Raw genomic sequence first — 4,934 nt, forward strand, 5'->3', positions numbered from 1 at the left:
CGCCCACGGAGGAGATGCCACCGTGGAATCCGAACCCGGCCGGACCGTGTTCACCGTGGAGCTGCCAGCAGCGTGACACACAGGGCATTCTGCGCCGTCGCAAGGGCCCGCAGCAGGTAGGAATCCAGGATCAGCTCGGGTGCGTGCACGCTGCGGCTGAGGGCCGAGAGCGCGCCGATGACCAGCCCGTACTGCGCTCCTGCCGATTCGCCGTCCACGTCGGTGAGTTTTTCCGCCGTCTCGCAGATGGCGGCGGCGGAGGTGTACTTGGTGTAGTCGGCGGCGATGTCCCGGCCGTACGGCCCGACCATCTGGGCCTGCGTGACGATGTCCAGGCTCCGGCCGGAGACCAGCTGCAGGTCCGCGACCATGAAGGGTTCCAGCACCGCGCCGAACTTGCTGCTGGTGCGGCGCACGCCTTTGGCAACCGCCCGGATCTGGCCGTGCTGCCTGGTCAGCAGCGTGATGATCCGGTCGGCCTCGCCGAGTTTGTGGGTCCGCAGGATGACGCCCTGGTCCCGGTACGTGCGGGAGGCGAAGGATCTGTTGGACACCGTTTCATTCTCCCACTTAAGCGGGCTTCCCCGCCGCGGCACGGCAGGGAAGCCCGCTGGGCGGTTTCCTAGAGCGAGCCGGCGGCCTTGGCGCCTTCGTCGCGGATGGCGCGGTTCACCGCGGACACGACGGCTTTCAGCGAGGCCATGGTGGTGTTCGTGTCGATGCCGATGCCCCACAGCACCCGGTCGCCCACGGCGCACTCGACGTAGGCGGCGGCCCGGGCGTTGCCACCCTCGGAGAGCGCGTGCTCGGTGTAGTCCAGTACCCGCACGTCCACGCCGTCCTGCCGGAAAATTTCCAGCAGCGCGGCGATCGGCCCGTTGCCTTCGGCCGTGCGGCGGCTCTGGACGCCGTCCACGCCCATGGTTGCGGTCAGCTGGAACGAACCGTCGTCGGCGCTGTCGGTCTTGACCGATCCCAGGGTGTAGTGGCCCCACCGGTTGTCCGGGGTCGGCAGGTACTCGTCGGTGAAGGTCTCCCACAGCTGCGCCGGGCTGACCTCGCCGCCCACGGTGTCCGTGCGGCGCTGGATGACGCCCGAGAACTCGATCTGGGCGCGGCGCGGCAGGTCCAGGTTGTGCTCGTGCTTGAGCAGGTAGGCCACGCCGCCCTTGCCGGACTGCGAGTTCACCCGGATCACTGCCTCATAGCTGCGGCCCAGGTCCTTCGGATCGACCGGCAGGTAGGGCACTGCCCAGACCAGGTCGTCCACCGTCTTGCCCTGGCCGGCCGCGTCAGCCTCCATGGCCTCGAAGCCCTTCTTGATGGCGTCCTGGTGGGAGCCGGAGAACGCCGTGAACACCAGGTCGCCGCCGTACGGGGAGCGTTCGGGCACCGGCAGCTGGTTGCAGTATTCGACGGTGCGGCGCACGTCGTCGATGTTGGAGAAATCGATCATCGGGTCGATGCCCTGGCTGAACAGGTTCAGCCCCAGCGTCACCAGGTCCACGTTGCCGGTCCGCTCGCCGTTGCCGAACAGGCAGCCCTCGATCCGGTCGGCGCCGGCCAGGTAGCCCAGTTCCGCCGCTGCCACACCGGTGCCGCGGTCGTTGTGCGGGTGCAGCGAGAGGATCACGTTCTCGCGGTTGTTCAGGTTCCGCGACATCCACTCGATGGAATCGGCGTAGACATTCGGGGTAGCCATCTCCACCGTGGCCGGCAGGTTCAGGATGACGTTCCGGTCCGCGGAGATTTCGAAGACGTCGGTGACGGCGTTGCAGATGCGGGCGGCGAATTCCAGCTCCGTGCCGGTGTAGGACTCGGGCGAGTATTCGTAGGTGATCTCAGTGCCCTTCAGGCCCTCTTCGTACTTCCGGCACAGCCGGGCGCCCTGCAAGGCGATATCCACGATGCCGTCCTGGTCTTCCCGGAACACCACCCGCCGCTGCAGCACGGAGGTGGAGTTGTACAGGTGCACGATGGCGCGGCCGGCACCGGCGATGGACTCGTAGGTGCGCTCGATCAGGTGCTCGCGGGACTGCGTGAGGACCTGGATCGTCACATCATCGGGGATCCGGTCGCCTTCAATCAGCTGGCGGACAAAGTCGAAGTCGGTCTGCGACGCGGACGGGAAACCGACTTCGATCTCCTTGTAGCCCATCTTGACCAGCAGGTCGAACATCTTGTGCTTGCGTTCGGGGCTCATCGGATCGATCAGCGCCTGGTTCCCGTCGCGCAGGTCCACCGCGCACCAGCGCGGGGCCTTCGTCATCACTTTGTCCGGCCAGGTGCGGTCGGGCAGTTCTACGGCGATCTGGTCCTGGAAGGGAATGTACTTATGGATGGGCATTCCGGAGGACTTTTGTGCGTTTCGCATTTTGGTGTGTGGCCTTTTCTCATGTGAGCTAATCGAAAAATTTTGGCCGGGCAACACAAACTCCGCAGCGAGGGTTCGGCCTGTCAAACAGAAGTTCGCGTGGCCTCGCCGCGGCAGCTAAGAAGGAGCATTCCTGCGCGCACAATTTCACACTAGCACGGTGCGTAGGATGTGAGGGAAAAGATGAAAGCAACAAAGAAATGAGGCGCACATGAGCCGCTCCGGCATCGTGTTGTCCAACGTCGACCCAGCCGTCCGCCCGCAGGACGACCTCTTCCGGCACGTGAACGGGAAGTGGCTGGCGGAGACCGCCATCCCCGACGACCGCGCACTGGAAGGCTCCTTCACCGCCCTGCGCGACGCCTCCGAAGAATCCGTGCGGGCCATCATCGAAGACGCCGCCGCGCACCCGGATCCCGCCAGCCCGTCGGGAAAGATCGGCGTCCTCTACGCCGGCTTCATGGATACCGACACGGCCGAGGCCAAGGGCTTCTCGCCACTGGCGGAGCAGTTCGCCGCGATCGCGAAAATTTCCGACCGGGACGGGCTGCGCGAGGTCATCGGGGCCTTCAGCCGCAGCGGCGCCGCGTATCCGCTCGCGTTCTTCGTCAACAACGACGCCGGCGACCCCACCCGCTACCTGATTTACCTGTACCAGGCGGGACTGGGCCTGCCGGACGAGGCGTACTACCGCGAGGACGACTTCGGCCCCATCCGCGAGGCCTACCGGGACTACGCCCGGAAGATGCTGCAGCTGGCCGGCTTCGACCCGGTGCAGGCGGACGCGGCACTGGACCTGGAGCACAAGCTGGCGGCCGGCCACCTGGACAAGGTCTCCTGCCGCGACCCGCAGCAGACCTACAATCTGCGCACCGCCGGGCAGGTGGCCGCCATGGCGGACTGGATGCCGGGCTGGCTGGCGGCGCTGGGCCCGGAAGCGGGCGGCGCGGCCGAGATGGTGGTCTGCCAGCCCGGGTTCCTCGGCACGCTCGACGCCCTGCTGGAGAGCGAGCCGCTGGAAACCTGGCAGGCCTGGCTGCGGCTCCACGTGCTGACGACGGCGGCGCCCTATCTTCACGACGAAGCGGTCCAGACGCACTTCGGCTTCTACGGCCGCACCCTCAGCGGCACCCCGGAACTCAAGGAGCGGTGGAAGCGCGGCGTGTCCCTGGTGGAAGGCGCCCTCGGGGAAGCCATCGGGCAGGAATACGTGGCACGGCATTTCCCGCCGGCGCACAAGGAACGGATGGAAGAACTGGTGGCCAACCTGCTGGCCGCCTACCGGGAGAGCATCTCCGCCCTGCCGTGGCTCAGCAGCGCAACGATCGGGAAAGCGCTGGAGAAGCTGGCGGCCTTCCGCACCAAGATCGGCTACCCGGAGAAGTGGATCGACTACTCCGCCTTCGTGCCCGGGGACGATGTCTGGTCCAACGTCCTCGCCTCCAACGAGTTCGAGGTCCGCCGCAACCTGGCCAAGCTGGGCAAGCCCATCGACGAGGCCGAGTGGCACATGACGCCGCAGACCGTGAACGCCTACTACATGCCCACCATGAACGAGATCGTCTTCCCCGCAGCGATCCTGCAGCCGCCCTTCTTCGACGCCGACGCCGATGCCGCGGCCAACTACGGCGCCATCGGCGCGGTCATCGGCCACGAGATCGGCCACGGCTTCGACGACAAGGGCTCGCAGTACGACGGCACCGGAGCGCTGCGGAACTGGTGGTCCGACGAAGACCGGGCCGCCTTCGAGCGGCTTACCGGCCAGCTGGTGGCCCAATACGCGGCGCTCAGTCCGGCGGAGGCTCCCGACAATACCGTCAACGGCGAACTCACCCTGGGCGAGAACATCGGCGACCTCGGCGGGCTGGCCATCGCCTACCGCGCGTACCGGCTGAGCCTGGCGGGCCGGGAAGCCCCGGTGATCGACGGGCTGAGCGGCAGCCAGCGGTTCTTCTACTCCTGGGCCGAATGCTGGCGCCAGAAGATCCGTTCCGAGGAGGCGGCACGCCGGCTGGCGATCGACCCGCACGCCCCGAACGAGTTCCGCTGCAACCAAGTGGTGCGCAACTTGGACGCGTTCCACGAAGCGTTCGGCACCGCTCCGGGCGACGGGCTGTGGCTCGCCCCGGACGAGCGGGTCCGGATCTGGTAGCGGCTGCTAGAAGGCGCCGGGCTGCTGGCAGGTGACCTGGTCGGCGGTCTGGCCCTTGAAGCCGCCGGCCACGCCGCCGGTCTCGGCCAGCTGCGTGCCGCTGGCGAAGTCCCGGCCGACCGACAGGGCGACGCCGTAGTGGTCGCCGGAGGCGAGCACGTTGGCCCGGGGGACGTTCAGCTCTTCCGCGAGGGCGAGGGCCACGTGTTCGAAGCCGGCCGAATAGTACAGCTGCGTGGTGGTGCGTTCGGATCCGGCTTCGGCCGGGGCCGCCAACAGGTAACCCAGCGCCTGCAGCTGTTCGGAGAGTTCCTCGTCGCGTCCGGCCGCACCGGAGGCGTTGACCACCTTGACGGGCTGCTCGGCCGGGTCGAAGGACGGCACGCCGGCCGTCGGGTCCCCGCCCGA

At 67.5% G+C, this 4,934-nt stretch carries 3 protein-coding genes and 1 pseudogene; 1 reads left to right on the forward strand and 3 read right to left on the reverse strand.

Going from position 1 to position 4,934, the window contains the following annotated elements; all coding sequences use genetic code 11:
* Positions 1-95: 95 nt before the first annotated feature.
* Both recO and leuA read right to left on the reverse strand, forming a co-directional pair.
* Positions 96-554, reverse strand: a pseudogene (recO, locus tag AC5RV2_RS14600) (DNA repair protein RecO); the annotation flags it as partial.
* A 68-nt stretch (positions 555-622) separates the two neighbouring features.
* On the reverse strand, positions 623-2,374 hold the full coding sequence (gene leuA / locus AC5RV2_RS14605) for a 2-isopropylmalate synthase (protein ID WP_494092928.1): 1,752 nt from the start codon (positions 2,372-2,374) through the stop codon (positions 623-625).
* Between the two features lie 211 nt (positions 2,375-2,585).
* Between leuA and AC5RV2_RS14610 the strand changes: the two genes are divergently transcribed.
* A complete protein-coding gene (locus tag AC5RV2_RS14610; RefSeq protein WP_494092929.1) occupies positions 2,586-4,526 on the forward strand; it encodes a M13 family metallopeptidase in 1,941 nt (646 codons plus the stop codon).
* 6 nt (positions 4,527-4,532) lie between these two features.
* Here AC5RV2_RS14610 and AC5RV2_RS14615 read toward each other — a convergent pair.
* A partial coding sequence (locus AC5RV2_RS14615) for a LytR C-terminal domain-containing protein (RefSeq protein WP_494092930.1) occupies positions 4,533-4,934 on the reverse strand: 402 nt, incomplete at its 5' end.

The organism is Arthrobacter sp. Y3225116, from assembly GCF_059091245.1.